Source organism: Parabacteroides goldsteinii (assembly GCF_020091425.1).
GTDB lineage: Bacteria > Bacteroidota > Bacteroidia > Bacteroidales > Tannerellaceae > Parabacteroides > Parabacteroides goldsteinii.
On sequence record NZ_CP081906.1, the window covers coordinates 1189922 to 1211595 of the forward strand.

The window sequence follows — 21674 nt, forward strand, 5'->3', positions numbered from 1 at the left end:
AAAGACAGTATATTATGAAAAAGAATTATAAATATATAGCCGCAATTTTTCTGGGTGGATTGATCGGTTTTTCAGCTTGTACGGATGATTTTGAATCTTATAATACGAACCAGGCCGGTTTCCCGGATAAATCGAAAGAGCAGGAGTTCAATAAATACGGTATTCCTCTGGGAGTAGTTCAGCAGGGTATTTATTTTAATTACGACTGGGGTGGTGGTAAGAACTGGCCGTTCCAGGTAATGCAGAACCTGGGTGCCGATATGTTTTCCGGTTATGTGCACGACTTCAATCCGTTTAATGAAGGGCGTGGGAACACAACCTATAATATGCAGGACGGATGGAACGGTTCGTTTTGGGAAAACACCTACGGATATATCATGACGGAGATTCAGAAATCCGAAGATCTGACGGAGAAAGATTATCCTTCTTTCTATGGTATTACCCAGATATTGAAGGTTGAACTGATGCACCGTGTATCTGATTTGTATGGTCCTATCGTCTATACACAGTTTGGTTCGAAGACTGGTTCCATGCCGGATACACAGGCTGAGGCTTATAAGGCATTCTTTGAAGACTTGGATGCCGGAATCGGCTTGATACGTGCCTATATGGAAGCAAATCCGGATGTGGAAAACTTTGCCAAATTTGATATCCTGATGCCGCAGGGCAAACGTACGTATGCCGAATGGATACGGTTTGCTAATTCGTTGCGCCTCCGTCTCGCTATCCGTATTGCCATGGCCGACCCCGTACTGGCAGCCTCAGAAGCCAAGAAAGCTTTGACGGATGCAGGAGGTTTGTTGGAAGAAGATAACGATATCGTGGCTGTTTCTACCGACGGAACCGGTTATAATAATCCGTTCGGTGAAATCAATAAAGGCTGGGGTGAAGTATTTCTGAATGCGAACATGGAATCTTATTTGGGTGGTTATGATGACCCTCGCTTGCCGAAGTATTTTGATAGAGCGGCTGGTGGCGAAGGCACTGAAATTGTTCCGGTGAAGGGAACTTATAAAGGAATCCGCCAGGGAACAGGGTTCAACCATAAAAATTACAGCAAGCATTCGAAAAGTACTATTTCACAGACGTCTAATGCTATCTTGATGACAGCAGCCGAGGTATGGTTTCTGCGTGCAGAGGCCGCTTTGAGAGGTTGGTCTTCCGAAAATCCGGGTTCTTGTTATGAAAACGGCGTTAAAGCCTCTTTTGCACAGTGGGGAGCTAAAGATGTTGCCGTATATCTGGAAAGTACGAAAACGCCGAAAGGCTATCAGGATGCTTTCAATGCTGCTTTCAATGTAGAAGCTATGAGCCAGGTAACTCCTGCATGGGACAACGCTGCTTCAAACGAAGAAAAACTTGAAAAGATTATTACCCAGAAATGGATTGCCTGCTATCCCGAAGGCTGTGAGGCTTGGGCTGAACAAAGACGTACCGGCTATCCTAAGCTGTTCCCGGTTTTGGTGAACGACAGCCAGGGAACAATCGATACAAATCTGGGACCGCGCAGACTAAACTTCTTTGTCGGCATCCAAACAGCCAATCCCGAGCAGTATGCTGCTTTGACAAAGGCATTGGGTGGCGCCGACAATTGTGGAACCCGTCTATGGTGGGATACCGGAAGAAACTTTTAGATGATATACAGTTATTAGATTAAGGTAAGAGTATAAGATGATGGAAACGGAAGTCGTGGTATGAGCGGCTTCCGTTTTTTTAATGCTAATTCTTTATTACTTTCAGCCTCTACACGTATTTCGTAGAGGCCTTTTGTAAAAGCACATGTTATTATGGATAAATCTTTATCTAAACGAAAACAATAGGTTTTACCTAATAATTGTTCAGTAGCCACCTCCGCCCACGAAGCGGAACCAGATGTCGCCCTTGGGCGGAACCTGTCCGGGAAACTGTCCCGGGGTGGCTGTTTACACAAACGCACACAAAAAGCTGCGCAACCCCTTGCTGGGGGCTGCGTAACGATTGGTGCATCTGTCGTTAGGTTACAGATGCGATTGACAGGGAAAAGAAATAAGAAGGGAGTTTCTGTTTTATAAATGATTTAGTAATTCTTTTATATCTAATTGTATTTTAGAGAAAGCGAACCATTTCTTTCCTAAATCTTTCAAGGAAGTACCGATATGGTAAAGTTCTTTTTCATCTATGATCAGGAAACGGTCGTGCGACTGTCTAAACAATTGGATGTCGATTGGATCATATTGAGCGTTGTGACGCTGCAAATCCAACGATAACTGTTTCGGTATCTGGTTTGTGTAAATAGTCACTTCTATTTTGTTTATGCGTTGATTAATAACATATCCTTTAAACATATATTCTTTAAGTACTTTGTTCGCCCATATCCTGAATTGAGTACCTCTTTGTGACTTTACTCGATAGCCAACAGAGATAATAACGTCGAGGCTATAGACCTTCACCGGTTTATCTGAATTTGCAATATGCAAAAAATGCATATTGCTTTTTTCATCCAACTCTTTTTCTTTGAAAATGTTTCCGATGTGTCTGGCTATAACTGATTGATCTCTTTGAAATAATTCTATCATTTGTGCCTGGGTCAGCCAAACGGTTTCATCTTCCATTCTAACCTCTAATTGTAAGGTGTTTTCAGATTGATAAACAATAATTTCTCCTTTGTCTTTCATAATTAATATGTTTTGATTGTTGAATTATGTAGGCAAAGGTATTGTTTTCAATTGATATAGAATACAAGTTGATTAAAATATTTTCAAAATAGAATCAGTTTAGTCTCATTGTTTTTACAACACTTGATTAGAAACAGATTTATCTTTTTCCTATCAATCCCATCATGTCAAAGATCGCTCAGGCGGAGCCTGCTTGCCGTTTTTGTTATTTGTTTTCTATTTATCAGTGATACAACGAACGTGTCCAATTGTATTCTGATTATTTTCAGTAGCTACATTCGCACCTCCTGAAAAAAATCTCATCGTTTCAGAATCAGAACTGAAATAACTGGTCATAGAAAGATATGCTCCCGAGGTCAATACAAACAGATTCTTATTATACCAATCTTGCCATAGAGCAGATGATGATGATAATACATCTGTTCCGCTGGTTCCCAATATTGTTCTCCACTCGCTTGATGTCGGAATGCGCCAAGTTGCACCAGTCTGTTTGGAACAGATTGTTTTATCGACATCTTTTAGGGCTACACTATTTGCTGCATCTTCAGGAGCTACACTATTTGCTGCATCTTCAGGAGCAATCAGATAATTGCCATATATATATGCAGTTTTTCCATTGTAGTTCTTTGATGCTTTTACTGTTAATGTATAAGTAGACGTTAGATCTGTACTGGATGCATTGGCGATGGTAATAACTGTACTACCTTTATCCTTTAATGTAATGGTATACTTGTTGTTACTTTTTGAAATTGATGCCACACTTTCATTTGTCATATTGACGTAATTAGAACCTCCGGGTGAGGAGACAGTAAATGTTGTAGTCGTCGAGTATGATTTACTAAAATTATCGAATGTCTTGGAACTCTCTGATAATGTAGGCGCTACAAATCCATTCGGAGTCACTGTAATATCTTTAGACGCTCCTCCTGCTATTTTATTGGTCAGTCGGATGGTAACAGATTTCATTATCGCGTTTATATTATTGCGTTGGGTGATTACAATATTTTTAGCACCGCTTCCAGTAGTTTGGTCTGTTGAGATGTCAAACCATTGATCGCCTTTGTTCCAATTCAAAACAGTAGCCTTAACTCCTTCAGGAGAAGTGACGGATATGTTTGTACTTCCAGAGTTAGCCGCTTTTACATAGAAGTTATCGGTAGCCGTAATTGTTGTAACCGGTGCATTTACCGTATACGTAGTAGTCTTTGTCTCGTCTGATTTGTTAGCAATCTGGAAAGTGGCAGAGTTACCGCTCTTCCAGGTAACTATATAGGTCTTTTCTACAGCATAATCGTCGGCCGCCTCAACGGTAATGTCGCCTTCGATATTTTTGACGCAGGTACCGCCCAGTGCATTTGCTTTGATGCTAACTTGCGATCCTTCCACCTGATACAATTTGATGTCGGTGCCCGTCATCGTGTTTTGGGTGGGCGAGTTGCTTCCGCTGACAAAAGTGACGGAGGGGACAGGGAATACCGGTGATACGGTGAAGACGGTGTTTTCGCCGCCAATCTTGTTTTTGAGTGTGACGGTCGCCTTTTTCGCTCCTCCCAGCTTTGCATTGTCTAACGAGAAGGTCAACTGGGTATTTTCATTGAGAGTTTTTGTGACGGGAGCGCCTTTTACTTTTAGCCATTCGGAACCTCCGTCGAAGTCCATCCCGATCTCGATGCCCAGCATGGATTTACACCCGATAGAGAATTCGTTATTGTCCGAAATCTGCATATTGATGTTTCCCGGCGTGTCGCCTGCAGGTGCTTCGTAACTGTTTTTTCCATCATTCAGACTCGGATAGGTGAAGTCCGGTTTGAGAGTGGCATCGAGCAGTTGTACGACAATATCCGTTTTTAGATCGTTCGCTTTTTTATTATAGAAAACGACAGTGCCTTTATCGTCTGCAACGTCGGTAACATCGCGGTCGTTGAGTGTAAAGGAATAGATAGTTTCCGCTCCGCTTTGTTTGTAGACGGCGACATCGAGCCAGTCGGGTTTACTATCCACCTCTGACCCGTCCGGGCAGGTAATACGCACATGTGCATTACTGCCGGTAATGCGGTAGAGGTTTACTAGCTTGTTTTCAGCATCGAAAGAGTTAGGGTTGTTATCGCCTACCTGCGGTGTTACGTCTGCCTGCGGTACAGAAACAGCTTCCACGAAGAAGGTTGTTTCCGAGCCGTTCATGGTGTTGGTGAAACGTAATACGGCGCGCGGGTAACGTCCCAGTGTATAATCTTCTTTGAGCGAGAAGGTATAATTATAATTCATTGAAGCCGCTTTAGTGGAAACGGCTGGTTCTGATATTTCCAGCCAGTCGTATTGCTGTGCGTCAATTCCGCCTACATATTTTTTATAAACGGTGAGATTAGCCGTGGCGGTAGTAGTCACGGTGAACTGGCTTTTGGGCTTAAGCGACATGCTGACCGAGCGCGTGTCGGGGTCGTATTTAGTGTCGTCCGTGAATTCGGCGGGAATTGTCACGTCGATTTCTCCCGAATCCTGGTCGGGTTTGAAATCGTCGATGCTACCGTCGTCTGTCCAGTCTGCCACGTAGAGTGTACAGTCGAGATGGTATTCGTCTGCTGCCGTGATGGCGATGGTGTAGCGGTGGTTGTTGGCAATCTCGAGGAAAGTCTGGTTGCCGTCCGCCGCTTGCTGTGTGAAGGGTATCTGGTAGGAAACCTCTTTGCTTTCTGATTCGTTGATCTTATACATACCTTTCAGAATTAAGAAACCTTTGTCTTTAAGTGGTGAAGGATAGGAGTAGAAGGCTCCTGCCTGTATCCCCTTGTTTGCATTCTCTCCGTAGAATCGTCGCTCCGGAGTTGTAATGAGTTCGTCTGGTTTCGCTTCGGGCATATCGCCGTAAGGTCGTATTGGGAATAAGTCCGAGCCGCGTCGTGCGTTGCCCATCGAGACAGTCTCGATGGTGAAGCGGGAACTTCCCGCTTCATTGATAATATCATAGCGTGCGACGAGTCGTGTGAGGCGTATTCCTGCCTGAACGCGTGCCGCGCTACCGAAATCGGTCAGGTCGAGCGGAGTTGTGAGTGCGCCTGTCATGGCCAGGGGTGTAGCCAGCGTATCGGCCTGAACCGTGCTTGTCAGCAGATGTGTATGCCAGGTGGCGAAGGTTGTTTCCAGCGGAGTGCCGACAGCCGTTACTTTTGTTTTATTATCGTCGGTAGTAGAGAGTTCGAGCGGGACGAATGCCGCATCGTCTACCGGCTGGCCTTCGTGTGCAGGGTCGACCAGTGTTGTGTTGTTGGCAATGCAATATAGTTTGACGAACAGTCCTTTCTTCACTTTCAGTAGGCCGGTTGTTTCTTTGGCGTCGGCATCGGTCGGCGTCAGTTGCAATTCCGAAGCTCCGGCAGGCAGGACAGCGTCTGGAGTGTTGCGGTAGGCGAACCGTTCCATGAAAGAGTAATCGCCGTTTTCCGTTTCGGAAGCGAACACATATACATCGAGGGCCGAGATGGCATTCTCTTCGGCGGTAGCGATTGTTTCTCCTTTGGTTTTCTCCCGGTCGAGTACCAGTTTGTTTTTTAAATTGAGCGTCACTTCCTGCCGTGTAATGGCATCGCTTCCGCCCTCCGGTGCAGGTTGTTCGCCTTTTTGTTGTACCTCTTCCGTACAGCTTCCCAGCAGTACGAACAAACAGGATAACATCATGTAATTAATCTTTTTCATTTCACTATATTTTTAATATTACGGTAACTTTCAATTATCCAATCGCTCCCCCTTCATCCCAGTCGGATGCCGTGGCCTGTGTTACAACGATCTTATTCTCATACACCGTGACCAGCAGATCGAACTCCTGTTCCATGTTTGTATCCATATCCATAGGCAGTTTGTTGAAAAACAGGTTCAGGTCGATATCCTTGACGATCTGCTCTCCGTCGCGCCAGAGGCTCCATAACTGATGGGTGGAGGAGGTGTAGCGGAAGGTGACGAATTCGCCGATCACTTCGCCCTCGTAGTTCATGGCGGCACGGGTTTCATGATAGGTGATCTTGTTGCCTATATAAGGTAAGGAATAAGTGCCGTCGCCCGAAGGCACGGGATTTGCTTCGCTGCCGTTGAAGCTGTAGAGGGCCGGAATACCTTTCAGCCGCATCCGGAAAATACCGTCTGCCGGTTCGTCGGTCATCCAGCGGACAGTAACGGTCATGGCGGCATGGGCGTGCGACAGGTATATCCGCCGGCGTTGGGCGGCTCCGTTCTTTACTTCGACGGTTGCGGTGCCGTAGTAAAGCCGGTCGGTGTTGCCGCGGTAACCCGGCGGGATACCTTGCTGCTCGGCGCTTAGTGTCATTTCGTTTATATTCATATTGCTTTTTGTCGTTATGATTTGTTCGTTTGTTCCTCCCAGATTTCCCCAAAGGACGAAGGTATAGGTGCCGTCTTTCAGTTCTCCCTGCCATCCGCTTATGCTGTCGCCCCTGAGGGTGATTTCGGAGAGCAGCTGCCCGTCGGCATCGAACAGGTATTGGCGGAGGTTGTCTACATAGGTAGGCAGCATATTTTGTGTACCGCTTCCGGCATACCAGTATTCGAGGCGCGTGTTGTACGGGCAGATGGCAGGCTCGTCGCCAAACGAACAGGCTGTCAGTACAATCGACAGTAATCCCCGGATAATATGTATGAACCGTTGCATGCTCATTTATACATTCCCTCCGCGATTTGTAAATTTCTTCTTGCTTTCCGCGGTTCTATGCCTACCGCTTTGCGGAACCAAAGGGCTGCACCTTCGGGATTACCTTCCATCAGGGTGAGCACGCCCATATTGTTCCAGGCACGGGGATCGGCTTCCACTTTTCGCAGGTAATTCCAGGCCGAGATCAGGTCGCCTGTCAGCATCACGGCAGAGGCGGCGTTGACATTGGCCGTTACATCGTCAGGGAAATGGAAGGCGGCTATCTCGTAAACCTCGCGGTACTGGTCGGTGCCGGGACGGTAGTAGCGTGCCGTTTCGTACATCTCTTCCAGGCTCAACAGGTCGGGATGGGTATAGATCAGTTCGGAGGCATCCTGGTGGTCTATCTCATTAATATTGTATTCTACCACAACTTCGATACGGCGCAGTTTCGGGAAGAAACGGCGCAGCATATCTTTGTAAGGCATTCCTCCCTGCAGGTCCATCAGTTGTTTTTCGCGACCGTTGAAGATGCCGTATTTCCTGATGATGCGGAGTACCGCATCGGCATAGGGCGGTTGGGTCTGCTGCAGCAGCTCTTTCAGACCTTCCCAGTCTTCGGCTACCGACGATACTTCAATGCGGTGGCGCGGCAGGTCGTAAGCGTCGCGGATATAGCCGACAAACAACCGTGAGCGTGCCTGTGCCAGACGTTCGTTTTCCCCATAAGGACCGTCGGGCGAGGAGTAGCCCCGTACCTGTATCCGCTCGAAAGTGGAGAAGCGATTGTTGGAAAGCGGCGAGAGGATACGGTCTATTTTATCGATTTCTTTCCTGTTGTCTTTGTAGTCCGGATATATGTCGTCTTTTCCCAGTGGGTAGTCGATATAGAGTATGGCACTTTCCGTATGGTGCTTGTCAGACCCTGTGAGATCGGGAGTTAGGAAAGAAACCATCGGAATGTAGAGGCCGAGATCGGAATTGCTCCATACTATTTTTTCAATATGTTGAGGAGCGGGAAGAACGGCCGTAGCGTGATTACCGGTTTTTGCAGGACGGACTGTATGGGGAAGTACGCGTTTCGTTATTGCTTTATTTTCATTCTGCTCCTTTGTGACGGTGGCTGTTTCTGTGTGAAGCGGAAAGGCAACCGGTATCTTAGTGTGTCGATGCCTAATGTTTGTGTATCGCAGCAATCTTTTAAATCCTGACGTAATAATAAAGACGACTGTTGCATCCAGGCAGCATAGGGAACCGTGATCAGATAATCTACTTTTTTACTACCGGCAATGTGCCGGTTTTCAATGATTGTCAGGAAAGGAGCGGCCTGTCGGTTTTTGTTTGTCTGCAAGGCCTGTTCGCGTCTGTCGAACCGGTGACGGCTTCCGCCTGTCAGTATGACGGCCGGAAGTTCAAGCGTACTTTGTTTGTTTTTTAATACCGGTGTGAAAGTAACGGCTGTATACGTATTCACCTGTACATCTTCCAGGTCCATTAGGATAGAAAGATGCAGGCTGTCGTTTTTCACCCAGGCGGAGCGCGGCACGATACGGATACCTTTTGTTGCCGCGGTTCCGGACAGGGGAAATAAAAGCATAACACCCAGTATTAATATTAATGTATATATCTGTCGTCTCATAAGCCGGAAATATTAACGTAAGAAATAGATGAATGAAATACCGATGCGGGTGGGACCAAAGTAGGTGCGGGTGTAACTGCCTTCGCGTTCTCCGCATTCGGCACAGCGCAGTTTGTCATATTTCATGTAGGCATAACCTGCCCCGATCATTGCTTCAATCCCCCAGCGTTCGCCGAGTGCCCAGTGATAGCCATAGCTTACGCCTCCTCCATAGAGATCGCCACGTAATGTATATTCTTTTAGCCCTGAGATGAAGGGGATCTGCCCGATATTGAAATGACCGTAATGACCATGCATGCCGATGAAATGTCCTTCGAATTTACGGCAGAACCAATAACGGGCTTCCGGCTGCAAAAGGTATAAATTCAGCTTCATGTCATCCGGATATTTCCAGGCGTTGTATGCTCCCCATAATTCAATGGTTATGTTGTGGGAAATACCCACTTCAACTCCGATATTGGGAGCTGTTGTTGCCCAAAAGAGAGCATTGGTTTTTAATGCAGTCTGTTGTCCGGCAACAAAAACTGGTAAACCAATGAGCAAAAACAATAGGAAGTGGAATTTTCTTCGCATATACCCTATATTATAATATCGTATTTTCCGGTTCTGTCTCTTGGTAAGAGACAGATTTCCCGTTATAGAATTATTTTCAGATACCCTTGATTTTTCTGCTTTTTCCCGTAATCAATTTCTTATTGATCAGATCAAGCATGTTACATTTGGTAAAGTCGATATAAATATGTGTCGTTTTTACTGAGGTATGTCCCATCCCTTCTGAAATGAGATTGTCGGGAACTCCCAGATTTTTTACATGTGTAGCCCATGAATGACGTGCAACATATGAAGAAAGATGTGCATTGACCAGTAACCCCAGTTTTTTCAGTTCACCATTGTAAAGACGAAGTTTCTTTTCGTATTCTCTGTATGAAGCATCTGGTCCGGATAATATGGGAAATAAAAGTCCTTCTTTGTTCTGCCGGACATACCGGATGATCTTTTTCATGACAGGCAGTAGTTTGATACGTATTTTTTCCCCTGTTTTATGTCGTGTATAGATCAGGTAGTCGCCTTGAATATTTTTGTCGGTCAGGTGTGCCAGGTCGATAAATGCCATACCTTGTGCGTAGTAGCAAAAAAGAAAGTAGAGACGGGCAAGGATTACCTTTTCAGATAGTTTTTTGCTGTCCAGCTTTTCTATGCTGAGTATTACATTCTTGTCTACTGCTCTTTTGGTGCTTTTCCCTATACCGGTATTAATATGCCTGAATGGTGAGGACGTGCTTCGATAATTCCGTCATTAACGGCACGGTTCCAAAGCGCTTTCAGGTTGCGCATGTAAAAAGAGACCGTATTGGGATGCAATTTTCTTTCGATCAGCCATGATTCATATTTTTTTATCAGCTCTTCGTCGATATCGTTCAGTAGGATATTCTCTGTCGGCAGGTATTTATGAAAACTGTTATGCAGGCTTCGGTAATGCCTTACACTGGCATTTCTGTCTTCTGCCGCAAATTGTTTAATGATTTGTTCGATATAAGCGATAAAGGTATTCCCCCTGAGAAGTGCCTTATAACTTTCTATGATCATATCGGCTGTTATTTCCTTATTTTTCGGAAGCCGGGTAATAACTGTTTGCATACGCTGTTTTTCTTCGCTGGTTTTTTGGTTTATCTCCATCAGATAAAGATACCGCTCAGGAAGGCATCCTGGGGGGACTATTGCCAGTTGTCTGTTTTCATCCCATTCATCTTCATGCAGTTTGTATGGGAGACTTATTTGTCTGACTTTACGGCGGTAAATCACTTGCAGGTACAAAGCGGTTTCCCGGTTGTTGTCTGTTCCCTGTCGTCGTTTCAGGTTGACAGAGATGGTCGTTTTGTTTTTTTCTTTGTTCAGTTCCATAATTTTTTTAATGAATAATGTTTGTAAACGTGCATGTATTGGCGGTTAATAAATCTGTAATATAGGTACAAATTACCGTAATTTGTATAATGTTATATCTTTATTATCGTACTACTTTTGTACCGGTAAGAAAATATATATCTTTACCGCTTGAAATAAATAAACACTATATGGCTATAAAACGTTTTGGTGTCTCTCTGGAAGAGAATCTGTTGGAATCGTTGGATAAGTATGTGGACGAAAATGGCTTCGCCAATCGTTCGCAAGCGATCCGGTTCCTGATAGAAAAGAACGTGGCCGAAAGGAAATGGCAGTGTAACCATATCGTTGCCGGTACTATTATTATAATGTACGACCAGGAGAAGAAAGCGATAGCTTCCAAGATTGTCGGTATCGAGCAAGACTATCAGGACGTGATACTCTCGTCTTCCCAGTATTATATCAATCAGCATTTTTGTCTGCACATCGAAACTGTGATGGGCACGGCTCACCGTTTGACGGAATTGGCCGATAAACTGACTGCTATAAAGGGAATTAAACATGGTAAATTGGTGATGAGCCGGGCGGATTAAGTCTATTTTTTTGCCGGTTTGGTAACACGATTATTTAAATAGGTGTTACCTTAGATGGGGAAACAGATGACAAATCTTATACAAGAATAAATGATGAAGAAAGGATTTTTACTTATTTCAGGACTGCTGGCGGGTTCGGCAGTCTTTGCCTCCGGGCCGGTCGAACCGATTGAGCTGTTGGGAATAGATAGTCTGATCAATTTGCAGGGTGTAGTGATTTCTGCAAATAAGATACAGGTAAACCGGAATAGTGTTCCCCTTACTATTTCAGTGATAGACCGGGATCAGATAGAGGCTAGCAGTGAGTCGGCTTTGTTACCGGTGTTATCGGAGCGTGTTCCCGGATTGTTTGTAACGGAAAAGGGGATTACCGGATTTGGTGTTTCAAACGGGTCGGCCGGTACGGTAAATATTCGTGGAGTAGGTCAAGGGAATAAAGTGTTGATGTTGTTTGACGGACAGCCGCAATGGGCTGGTGTTTTTGGACATTCGTTGCCTGATACATATGTGGCTTCTGATATTGAACGGGTTGAGGTGATCCGTGGACCGGGTTCGTTATTATACGGTTCAAATGCGATGGGAGGAGTAGTCAACATTATCACCCGCCAGCATAAACAGGAAGGCCGTCGTACGCAGGCACGTGTTATGTTTGGTTCGTACAATACGCAGAAGTACATGATTAATAATGGCTATAATATCGGAAATTTCAGTAGTTTCGTTTCTGTGAATCACGACCGTTCAGATGGTCACCGGCCTGATTCCAAATTTGATATTACAAATGGTTTTGCTAATTTGGGATATCGGATCAATAACCAATATAAAGTAACCGGAAATTTGAGCTTAGCTAAATATAATACGGAAGATCCGGGTGCGATTACCAGTCCGTTGCTGGATCATATCATGCATATTCTTCGTGGAACAACATCTTTCGCTTTGGAGAACCATCATGAGAAGTCTAGCGGAGCATTACGTGTTTTCTATAACTGGGGACACCATAAGATAAATGACGGCCATGCCGTTAATGCCGACCCGCGCTCATTCCTGTTTTATTCGGATGATCATAATACCGGTGTTCAATTATACCAGTCTTTCCGTTTAGTGGAGGGAAATACATTTACCGCTGGTGTCGATTATAAGAATTGGGGAGGGCATGCCTGGAATGATACGATTAACGGCCCGGTCGGAGAAATTGTTAAGAAATCGGTCAATGAAGTAGCCGGTTATGCAATCATGCAGCAGGATCTTTTCGATATTTTGAGTCTGAATGCCGGCGTACGTTACGAACATAGTAGCGCTTATGGAGGCGAATGGGTTCCACAGGCTGGTTTTGCGATTCGTCCGTTTCAGGGTAATACGATCAAGGGTTCTTTTTCGAAAGGATATAGAAGTCCGACACTGCGTGAGTTGTATATATCCTATCTCCCTTATTCAAAGGCGAATCCGGATTTGAAACCGGAAAGTATGCTGAGTTATGAACTGTCTGTGGGGCAGTACTTTTGGGACAATCGTTTGCATGCTGAACTGACGGCTTTTTATATTGAAGGGAAAGATATGATCTCTGTAGTGGATCGTCAGATGTCGAATATCGGGCGCTTTTATAATAAAGGGATTGAGTTTGAGACTGGATATCAGATCTTAAACAACTTGAATCTGGATATGAATTATAGTTATCTGTATACGAATAAAGCTATAGTGGCTGCTCCGGCTCATAAATTTTATGCCAGTGCCACTTATATGCCCGGCCGCTTTACTTTTAACCTGAGTGTGCAGTCTATTTTCGATTTGTATACGACTGTTGGAAATACACCGGATAAAAATAAGAAAGAAGATTATACCGTATTGAATGCCCGTGCTTCTTACCGTTTCGGTTCGCAGGCTAAAGGATTGAAACTGTTTGTGAAAGGAGAGAATCTAACAGCTACACGATATTCTATTAACGAAGGTTATCCGATGCCGAAAGCGGTATTTATGGGAGGGATAGATGTGACGTTTTAAGTCTATAATAAATACATTGTTGGAAGAGACTGTTTCGAAAGGGGCAGTCTCTTTTGTTTTGATAAGCGACATTTTATGTAGATGTGTTAAATATATTGAATTTGCGAGCCTGTTGTCATGGCTGCTTCGTTCTTTTTGTAAACATAAATGGTGGATATGTAAAGCATGCTTCCATTGTATTTCAAAGCTGAGTTAATGTATTAAAATTAATGCTCAATTCAGTTCTTAATTTATAAATTTGCCTCGATTTGATAATGGTTTTTAACTGTCGGTAGAGAGTGGAAATGATTCCCTTTTGATTTTGGGATGAAGATATTTTGAACTTTATTTTATTAGAATTATGAGTAAATGTATTATGAAAAAGATCGTACATGTTCTATTTCAGTTGGTATTATGGGCGACGTTGCCTGCAATAGCCCAAACGTCGGTTGATGTGAATACGGTAGCAGAGTTAAAAACGAAAGTCAGTACTGCTACTGAGAATAGTGTGTTTGTGCTGACTGCGGATTTTGTGGAGGACTTTGACACGCAGGCTTCTTCTATTGATCTGACAATCAATTCGTCTGCAAAGATCACTATTGACGGGGCAAATCAAACCCTGAAAGCTGCTTTAAACAAACAGCATTTTACAGCCAACGGATCAGGAGAGGGAACATTGACTATTCAAAACCTGACTCTTACCGGATTAGTAAAAGACTCGGAATTAGTAGGTGGAGAATTTCCAAAAGACTGGAATCCGGATGCTTCGAATATTGGAGGAGGAGTAACTGGTAGTTTCCCTGGAGAATTAAAGATAATTAATTGTCTTTTTTCTAAAATGAGACCACCGGGAGCCGGCGTAAATGTTTCTTCCAAGAAAGTAACAATCAAGGAATCATCGTTTATCTCTTTAGGTATAACAAATTCGTATAATGGTGGATCTGTTATTTATACGAGGGGAAGTACTTCTTATGAAGTGGAAAACTGTACATTCGCTTATAATTATGCCAAAGGTGCCTGGGCGAATGCCTCAGCGATTATTTATATAACAGTGAATGTGGCCGATCTTATTTCCTTTAAGAATAGCCGTTTCTACAAGAATACGAATAATACAGCTGTAAAAGATGGCGCTGCCGGTGGTGGTGTTATCTCATTGAAAGATGCTTATCCTGAGAAGTTTATAGTTGATAATTGTGAGTTTGTTGGAAATGAGATAGACTCTTATGGCGAACTGGGGAACACTGCCGATGGAGGTGCTCTCTATTTTTATGTGCATAATGGAGGAGGAAGTTATCCGAACAGACCGGCAGTCGAAATAACAAATAGTACGTTTATAGAGAATACCGCTTTCGATGAGGGCGGTGCGATTGCTCTTGTCGGCCAATACCTGCTGAATGCGCAGGTGAAGAATAATACATTTTATGCTAATGTAGCAAGGGGGGAGCAGCGCAAAGGTACGTATGTTGCCGATGGATTTGACGGAGGCGGTGCAGTTGAAGTCGATACCAAAGCGACGGCTGTTTTCGAAAATAACACAGTTATCAAGAATAAAGCTTTGAAAGGAACTGCCTCTTCCGGAAATGCAGGAGGAGGTATTTCTGTATATGGCAGTGGTAAAGCTGCATTAAAGAATAATATTATCAGTGGGAATGTGAGTTCTTATAGCTATTCGGGAGGGTATCCTGATATTTATCCGGCAATCACTTCTTCTTCATGGTCATCAAAAACCGGTAATAATGTTATCGGAGAATCATTGGAAGATATCTTTGGCGTAGCCGATCCTAAACCTATCGCCTACGGCAACAAAAAGGCTGGCGATCCGAGATGGGATACTGCGAACGATGCTTTTTACGGTGTTATTAAAACGATACCGATCCTGCCGAATGACAAGAGCCTGGCCGACATACAACCAAGTGGTCTTGCCGATGATACTGTCGATAACTCTACTTTGAGTGAACTCATGGGCAAAGACCAGAACGGCAATCCTCGTATTACGACCAGTGATGGCTTTTCGGATTCGGGCGCTGTCGAAATTCTCTGGGTACGTTTTAATGCCAATGGCGGAAACTGGACAGGTCTGGAGGCCAATACCTACGCCGGTGCTGATTATTACAACCAGAAAGATGGCAAGACCTCCTATTATTACAAGGTTATCAATAATGGAGGTAAAGTATCCAGCCCCACAACAGCCCCGGATAAATTGGTGCATCCCGAAGGTAAGACGTTCGTTAAATGGGTAACGGATGATGCGGAAGAAAAAGATTGGGTCAGCTCGGCCGCCGTGACGAAGAATGCGATGTATAAAGCCATATGGAAAGAAAATGCCTTGGAAGTAACCTATCATTCAAACTTCGAGCCCGACAAAACCTATAAGCATTCATATGATGAGGGAAAAGTAACTGTCGCCACCTATCCGGCAACCGCCTTGCCCATCCGTCCGAACCATATTTTCCTGAGATGGACGACGAATGCTGATGGCACAGGTACGGCATACCAGCCCGGGGCGACTTTCACGATTACAGAAAATACCGACCTGTACGCCCAGTGGGAACCCAACTCTATCCTGAAGCTGCAATGGTCAGTCTCTAAAACAACTCCGGAGATATTCGAATTCAACGATGTGGAGAACAACTCTACCACTTCTGTGATGGTTGGAACTCCCGTTTACGTCCAGATCAGACCGATAGAGCTTGACTACATAGATTACGACCGCTGGTCCATCGAATACACCGCAACGCCGGCAGACTACCACTATCCGATGGAAGAATCTATCGCAAAAACCCTTCGCTACGATTTCAACAAAGGGGAAGCTCATACGCTGGAAGGAACTTATTATTATAATGTAAGCAAACTGATCCTTTACAAGGATGGGGTAGAGGTTGCCACTTATATCTATCGTAACGCCACCTGTACCCACACCGTGATCATCCAGGCGAAGCCGATAGCTAAAATACCGGCTTTGCAATGGTCGGTATCGACCACCACTCACGAGCAATCTAACTTCCGTGACGTGGACGACCAGACAACAACGTCCGTGAATTATGGAACTCCTGTCTTTGTACAAATCCGCCCGATCGGACATGAAGACATCACTTTTGAACGTTGGGATGTTGAATACTCCGTGACTCCGGCGGAACATTATTATGGCATGAATCCAACCGTCAAGACCGAACGTCATAATTTCAATAACCGCGAAGCACATACGGAAATCGGCACATATGTCTACACTGTCACCAAACTGACATTGTATGACCTGTATGGAAACAAAATCGTCGAGACATACGATTATAACGACTCGCCCTACCGGCACACCATCGTCATCACAGACTGCGAAGGTCCCGGTCCCGGCCCCGGTCCGCACGGCGCCCTGCAATGGTCGGTCTCCACGGCGTCGAACCAGCTTCAGTACTTCCGCGATGTGGACAATCTGACTACGACAAGCGTGGTGAAAGGCACACCGGTCTACGTCCAGATCCGTCCGGTCGGTTTCAACAACATCACTTATGACCGCTGGGAGATCGAATACACCGTCACCCCCGCCGGTTACCACTATCCGTTGGAGGAAGCCGTTCCGAGAACCGAGCGTTATACCTTCAACCGGGGCGAAGCCCATACGCTGGTCGGCACCTACGTGTATACGGTGACCAAGCTGACACTCTACAACGGTGAAAGCGTGGCCCTGACAGCCTATTACACCGAGCCTCCTTACGTCCACACCATCATCATCCGCGACGGTGGTATGATCGAACTGGGCGACATCGCCTCCCATTGCGGTTCGGAAAGCGAATTCAGAATACCATTCCGCCTGCTCGATCCGGACAATATCCTGGAATATTCCGTCCGCTTCTCCGACGAAGCGCTTAAAGCCGGCTTTACGGATTCCGACTATAAAGATGTGACTCCCGACTATCTCACAGTGCCCGTCTACCGGATAATCGGCAAGGGCGTTTACTCCGGAAACGTGTATGTGCGCAAGAAAAGCGACCCGGGCCTGGTGGAACTGCATCCGTTCGAAATCGAGATGCTGGAAACCACGATGATCATCAAACAACCGCAGTCCGTATACGTTTGTGACGGCGACGCCTTCACCCTGAGCGTAGAAGCCCGTGGCCTGAACCTGACCTATCAGTGGTTCTTCAACAAAGAGGCGATCGAAGGAGCGACCTCGGCCACCTACCAGGCTGCCCTGACGTCCGACAAGGAAGGCTCTTATTACGTAGATGTATACGGCGACTGTGGAATGGAGAGCAGTGTGACGGTGACGGTGCGCAAGAACGGCCTGAGAGTCCTGGTGAAATGGAACGAATTCCTGTACATCACCAATCCGGACAACGAGTTTGTCCGTTTCCAGTGGTATCATGACGGGCAGAAAATCGAGAAGAACGGCACTTCGATCTACTACTCCGTGCCCGAGGGCCTGTTGGGCAGTTACTTCATCCAGGCCTACCGTGCAGACGACAGCTATGTGGTGAGTTGCCCGATCACGTTCGATACGCTGACACAGTTCCCCGTAACCACCGTTTACCCGACGATGGTTCAAAAGAACAGTCCGATAACCGTCAAGCTGGGCATGCCTGGCGAAGCCTCGGAGGCGGCAGTCATCGAGATCTATAACCTGAACGGTCAGCTGGTCGAAAAGCAGTCGACCACGACAGTCGAAACCACCATCCCCGCGAATATGGCTTCAGGCAGCTACATCGTGAAGGTGACCACCGATTCTGGAAGAACAACAACCCATAAAATCATCGTAAAATAAGCTAACAGATATGTCAACAATAATTTCAAACATAAAGAAAACAATCTTTTTATTCGCAGCAGGCTGCCTTGCCACCACCGTTTCGGCCCAGCAGGAAACGGGTGGCAGAGAGCGTAGCCAGTATAACAACGGCCAGCAGCAACAGCGCCAGCGTCAGGAATACCGCGAGGACTACCGGGAGGAAAAGAAAGATACAACGAAGACCTCTTACCTGACGGTATCGGGCGGCGTCGGCTCCTCTTCCTTCCGTTACAAGCTGAACTACCAGATCGAAGGTTTTGAAGAGAAAGGCAAACGCAACGCAAAACTGGGGTATGAAATAGATCTCCGTTACAGCTACTTCTTCAACCGTCATTGGGGTTTCTCGACGGGGGTAGGTATCTCCCGTTATGCAACGACAGGTAAATTGACAGGTGATATGTCCGACGATAAATACATGAAACTGGGCAATATGACCGACGACGATGACTTCTCCGGCCACCCGCGTGAGTTCGAACTGCGTGCCCGATTGAAGAATCTGGAAGAGAAGCAGACCGCCTTCCTGCTGGACATCCCGCTGTTGGCAATGTACCAGACCCATTTCGGCGAAGAGGAAAAATGGGGCATGTACGCCGGCCTGGGAGTGAAGTTGCAGATTCCGGTCAAAGCCAAATACAAGGTCGAAGGCAATACAGCCAGCGAACTGAATGTTTCGGGTTACTACCCCATATCCCTTCCGACGTGGGTTCTCCATCGGAGGCGCCTGTTCCTCACCACGGCTTCGGCACGATCAACGATCCCGGCCGCGAGCTGGACTGGAGCGGAAAGAACAAACTGAAACTGGGCGTAGCCGGAACTGCCGAACTCGGTTTCCTGTTCACCCTGGGCGAAGACACCGACCTGTTGTTGGGCGGCTACATCGACTACGGTTTCACCAACATGAAGAAAAAGAAAGACCAGGGGCTATTATCCACTCCTGCATCTTATCATCCGGACGGGAACATGACGGTAGGAAAGGGTATTCCTTATAATGGCATGATGAATTCAAACGTAACAGATAAAGTGAAGGTTATGTCTTTCGGGGTAAAATTTGGGGTTAGGTTTAAATTGAATTAACGTCGCAATAAAAAAGGATGCATCCTCTTCGTCAAAAGGGTGCATCCTTTTTGAAAATAGGGTGCGTCCTCTTGTTTGGGGGAACGCATCTTCCGAAATATCTTCTTTATTTCTCTTTATGATTCATAATCAGCGTCGACGGCATCTTCTGCAACGCTTCGCGGCGGTGTTCAGAGACGTCGTTCCAGGTATCGTAGCTTATCAACATGAAATTATAGTTGCTGAATATCGCCGCTGTCATATCCTTGTCTGCTAGCAGCGACGCCTGCTTGGTCGTATCGACGAACTGGCGGATGGCATGTTTTATCTTTTCGCTGCCCGGAGTCGTCGAACTGCTGCGGTCGAGGATGCTGACCGATCCGTGGGTTGTCTTTAGCAACGTCGAAGCATATTCCAACAGGAAGAGATCCTTCTCCGAGTCGACTACCACGATCACATTGCTCGCTTTCACGAAGCCGCGGTTCACGAATACCCCCACGTCGCAATTACTTTTTCCGATAAACATTTTCGTCTTGTCTTTCAATAGCGCACCGGGGTAAAACCACGATTCGGGCGCCTTGAAACGGCGGAAGAAACGATTGTAGAAAGAGGTGCGGTAACGGTTCGCCTCGATGTCGTCCGGCTGGTTACTCATCGAAATGCCCGAACCCACGAGCAGGAAGTCGAACCCCTCCGTGTTTACGATGTCCGTGATATCCTGTCCGGCGTTGTTCGACACCTCGTAGCGCGTTTCTATATTGATTCCCAGCTTTTTCGCCCCATAGAGAATAGGCCCGAAGCTGACTTCCTCGAAGTTATCCGTGTGCAGCGGGTTCACATCCGAACCGACGGTGAGATGAAGCGCCGTAAGGTCCACCTGATGCCGGATATGGGCGAACATCTGGTAGGCCACGTCGAGCATGATCTGCCCGTTGCCTGCACGTCCGAACGAGAGCAACACCTTGAACGTGCCGTCGGCTACCTCCACCGCCTTGTATTCTTTGATCTTCTCGCGCGTCTGGAAGCAGAACTTGATGAACGAAACGAGCGGGATAGTCATAAATGTAGTCACCAGCGTCATCAATACCAGCATCACGAAGATGGACGGGGGCAGGATATGCATTTCGTAACCGATCGTAAGCACGACCAGCTCCATCAACCCCCTCGTATTCATCAGTGCGCCGATATAGAGGCTGTCTTTCCAGCTCTCGCCCACGAAACGAGCCGAAAACATGGCACCGCCGAATTTACCGATGATGGCCACCAGTATAAAGACGCCGCACATCCACCACAGGTCGGGACTATTCAGCAGCCCGATCTCTGTGCGTAACCCCGTCGAAACGAAGAACAAAGGGAGAAACAGGGCCAGCGATACATCTTCCACCTTTTCGGTCATGATCTTGCGGAATTTCACGTTACTTGGCATCACCACCCCCGCGATGAACGCGCCGAACAACGCATGCAACCCTAACATCTCGGTCAAATAAGCCGAAATGATGAGCAGGAGGAACATAAAAGCGACCAGGCCCTTGTCGATCACTTCCTTATTATGGTAAATATGTCCGATCATTTTCAGGAACGGACGGACGGCAAAGAACATGAAAGCGATATAAATGGCGGAGAAAAGAATATTATAGACCGCACTCAGCATTGACCCCGCCTGTGCGATGGCTATCACGACGGCCAGCAGGCACCAGGCCGTGATGTCACCGTTGGCTGCGCTGGCGAGCGAGATCGTCCCCAGATGCGTCCGCGTCAATCCGCGTTCCTGTATGATACGTGCCAGCACCGGGAAGGCAGTGATACTCATGGCGATACCTATAAACAGGGCGAACGATAGGAAGGGAGTGCCTTTGTCGGCATACGTGTCGTAAACGAAGTAGGCAGTAAGCATCCCGCAAAAGAAGGGCACAATCGTGCTTGTATGGCTGATTAGGATCGTTTCCTTTAATTTCTTCCGAACCTCGGTGATATCCAGCTCCATACCGATGGCAAACATAAACAGGATCAGCCCGAACTGGCTCAGGATAGTGATGTTGGCCAGCGACTCGACCGGGAAAAGGAATCCCGAAGCCTCCGGTAGCAAATGCCCCAGCACTGATGGCCCCAGTACGATACCGGCCACAATCTCGCCGATGACCGTAGGCTGGCCAATCTTCTGAAACAACCAGCCGAACAGGCGGCAGGTAATCAATATCGTAATGATCTGCAACAGCAGGATGCCGATAGGCGACTGGATATGATGCATCATCAGTTCCCAAAATAAGGAAAAACCTTCACTGAGGTTTTTAGGGGCGTCGTAGGCCGATGTCATGGCGCTTTCAATCTGTTGGCTCTCTCCTTCTTTGGCGATAAAATACATCAATGAACCGAATACAAGGATCATCACTAAATAAAAGGCTATACTCTTTGTTCCTCTACTCATATATTGCATGGGGTTTGATGCAAAAGTAAGAAATATCCCGGG

Annotated in this window: 15 protein-coding genes; 6 read left to right on the plus strand and 9 right to left on the minus strand. The window is 46.2% G+C overall.

Annotated elements, in window-relative coordinates; translation table 11 throughout:
- The first annotated feature begins 14 nt into the window (after positions 1 to 14).
- Positions 15 to 1634 (plus strand): SusD/RagB family nutrient-binding outer membrane lipoprotein, encoded by a 1620-nt coding sequence (locus K6V26_RS05870; RefSeq protein WP_007652968.1) that lies wholly within the window; start codon positions 15 to 17, stop codon positions 1632 to 1634.
- A gap of 411 nt (positions 1635 to 2045) precedes the next feature.
- Here K6V26_RS05870 and K6V26_RS05875 read toward each other — a convergent pair whose 3' ends face one another.
- The 8 genes from K6V26_RS05875 to K6V26_RS05910 all read right to left on the minus strand — a co-directional run bounded on the left by K6V26_RS05875 (position 2046) and on the right by K6V26_RS05910 (position 10831).
- Positions 2046 to 2654: a virulence RhuM family protein gene (locus K6V26_RS05875; protein WP_007652969.1), complete on the minus strand. Its 609-nt coding sequence runs from the start codon at positions 2652 to 2654 to the stop codon at positions 2046 to 2048.
- A gap of 216 nt (positions 2655 to 2870) precedes the next feature.
- The gene (locus tag K6V26_RS05880) at positions 2871 to 6344 is read right to left on the minus strand and encodes a hypothetical protein (protein WP_224264830.1); all 3474 of its coding nucleotides are present in this window, start codon (positions 6342 to 6344) and stop codon (positions 2871 to 2873) included.
- Between the two features lie 34 nt (positions 6345 to 6378).
- Complete coding sequence (locus tag K6V26_RS05885; protein WP_187386436.1) at positions 6379 to 7311, minus strand: FimB/Mfa2 family fimbrial subunit; 933 nt, start codon at positions 7309 to 7311, stop codon at positions 6379 to 6381.
- Between the two features lie 2 nt (positions 7312 to 7313).
- Entirely contained in the window at positions 7314 to 8246 is a 933-nt protein-coding gene (locus K6V26_RS05890; RefSeq protein ID WP_224264831.1) for a tetratricopeptide repeat protein, read from the minus strand.
- Between the two features lie 128 nt (positions 8247 to 8374).
- The gene (locus K6V26_RS05895; protein ID WP_224264832.1) at positions 8375 to 8929 is read right to left on the minus strand and encodes a DUF3868 domain-containing protein; all 555 of its coding nucleotides are present in this window, start codon (positions 8927 to 8929) and stop codon (positions 8375 to 8377) included.
- Positions 8930 to 8941: 12 nt separating this feature from the next.
- Positions 8942 to 9502 (minus strand): DUF3575 domain-containing protein, encoded by a 561-nt coding sequence (locus K6V26_RS05900; protein WP_394373133.1) that lies wholly within the window; start codon positions 9500 to 9502, stop codon positions 8942 to 8944.
- Positions 9503 to 9578: 76 nt separating this feature from the next.
- Entirely contained in the window at positions 9579 to 10043 is a 465-nt protein-coding gene (locus K6V26_RS05905; RefSeq protein ID WP_007652972.1) for a tyrosine-type recombinase/integrase, read from the minus strand.
- Positions 10044 to 10171: 128 nt separating this feature from the next.
- A complete protein-coding gene (locus tag K6V26_RS05910; RefSeq protein WP_224264833.1) occupies positions 10172 to 10831 on the minus strand; it encodes a phage integrase SAM-like domain and Arm DNA-binding domain-containing protein in 660 nt (219 codons plus the stop codon).
- 170 nt (positions 10832 to 11001) lie between these two features.
- Between K6V26_RS05910 and nikR the strand changes: the two genes are divergently transcribed.
- The 5 genes from nikR to K6V26_RS05935 all read left to right on the plus strand — a co-directional run bounded on the left by nikR (position 11002) and on the right by K6V26_RS05935 (position 19228).
- Positions 11002 to 11403, plus strand: a complete 402-nt coding sequence (nikR, locus tag K6V26_RS05915; RefSeq protein ID WP_007652978.1) for a nickel-responsive transcriptional regulator NikR — start codon at positions 11002 to 11004, stop codon at positions 11401 to 11403.
- A gap of 93 nt (positions 11404 to 11496) precedes the next feature.
- The gene (locus tag K6V26_RS05920; RefSeq protein WP_224265812.1) at positions 11497 to 13398 is read left to right on the plus strand and encodes a TonB-dependent receptor plug domain-containing protein; all 1902 of its coding nucleotides are present in this window, start codon (positions 11497 to 11499) and stop codon (positions 13396 to 13398) included.
- Positions 13399 to 13753: 355 nt separating this feature from the next.
- Positions 13754 to 18133: a T9SS type A sorting domain-containing protein gene (locus tag K6V26_RS05925; protein WP_224264834.1), complete on the plus strand. Its 4380-nt coding sequence runs from the start codon at positions 13754 to 13756 to the stop codon at positions 18131 to 18133.
- 10 nt (positions 18134 to 18143) lie between these two features.
- The gene (locus tag K6V26_RS05930) at positions 18144 to 18950 is read left to right on the plus strand and encodes an outer membrane beta-barrel protein (protein ID WP_224264835.1); all 807 of its coding nucleotides are present in this window, start codon (positions 18144 to 18146) and stop codon (positions 18948 to 18950) included.
- A complete protein-coding gene (locus tag K6V26_RS05935) occupies positions 18854 to 19228 on the plus strand; it encodes a hypothetical protein (RefSeq protein ID WP_224264836.1) in 375 nt (124 codons plus the stop codon). Before K6V26_RS05930 ends, K6V26_RS05935 begins: the two co-directional genes overlap by 97 nt.
- 106 nt (positions 19229 to 19334) lie before the next feature.
- On the opposite strand, the gene K6V26_RS05940 is transcribed toward K6V26_RS05935, so the two are convergent.
- Positions 19335 to 21632, minus strand: coding sequence for a cation:proton antiporter (locus tag K6V26_RS05940; RefSeq protein ID WP_007652993.1), 2298 nt, complete (start codon positions 21630 to 21632; stop codon positions 19335 to 19337).
- Between the last annotated feature and the right edge of the window lie 42 nt (positions 21633 to 21674).